The 1,221-nt window shown below is 44.1% G+C and carries 1 protein-coding gene; it reads left to right on the top strand.

Going from position 1 to position 1,221, the window contains the following annotated elements; translation table 11 throughout:
• Positions 1 to 362: 362 nt before the first annotated feature.
• The coding region (locus ACS8FD_RS15415) for an SNF2-related protein (protein WP_439276492.1) at positions 363 to 1,221 on the top strand (859 nt) is incomplete at its 3' end.

Raw genomic sequence — 1,221 nt, forward strand, 5'->3', positions numbered from 1 at the left:
ATACGTCAGTAAGCGTAAAGATATTAGTTGCTCTAATAGTTACAGATACTACCAACTATTGGCAACTTATTACTTTAGGTATGGTCTTCACTATAAGTTTCATAAAACGCCGCTCATTTTATTATCTGTATTCCTCATCGATCTGCTCTTGAAAAACCAACTTATTGCACGCATTTAGCCGGTAACGTTATATAATAGTGCACTTGACTGGTTTTGCTAAAAAGTCGCTTAACTAAGTTAATATATGCATCTTTAAACGATAGTGCTGACTATCGTAACAACTTCATTGTGCTTTACTTAAGAGTAGTACGATGTTGTTGTCGCCCATTTTCTTATCATCTGAGTACAAAAGACATCGCCTTATGACTATCTCCATCGCCTCATTGCATAGTACCGAATTCGCCGTTGGTCAACGCCATTTATCTGACACCGAGTCCGAGCTTGGCTTGGGTGTGGTTATCGATGTCGACGACCGCTGTGTACATATTTTATTCCCGCAAAGCGAGGAGACGCGCGTGTATGCAAAAAACTCTGCACCGTTGTCACGTGTCGTGTTTAAGGTTGGTGATAGTATCAGTGACCAACAAGGAAATAGCTATACGGTCACTGCGGTTGATGAGGTGATGGGCGTGCTCAAGTATAGTGTCGATGAGCACGAAAAAGGCATAATGGAAACGCGTCTTGCAGCAAATATTACCTTGGCAAAGCCGCTTGAAAGACTGTTGGCGGGTCGTATTGAACGCGGAGACTGGTACGAGCTGCGTCAAGATATATTGCGTATGCAATCAGCGCTGGCAGGACATCCACTGAAGGGTCTCATGGGAGCGCGTGTCGATATCATCGAGCATCAGCTGTATATTGCCCACGAAGTTGGCAAACGTATTGCGCCGCGTGTACTGCTTGCTGATGAAGTCGGTCTGGGTAAAACCATCGAGGCAGGTCTTATTATTCATCAGCAGCTCTTAACCGGTAAAGCTGAGCGCGTCTTAGTATTGGTGCCTGATAGTTTGCAATACCAATGGATGGTTGAGTTACGCCGTCGCTTTAACCTAAACTTTGCTTTGTTTGATCTGGTCCGTACTGCGGCGATTAAAGAGCATGATCCTGAGCAAAATGTGTTTGCCACTGAGCAATGTATTATCGCTGGTATGGATCTGCTACTTGACCATCCTGACTTATATGATCAAGCGATAGAAGCAGGTTTTGATTTGTTAGTCGTCG

This window comes from Psychrobacter sp. 1U2, assembly GCF_051847575.1.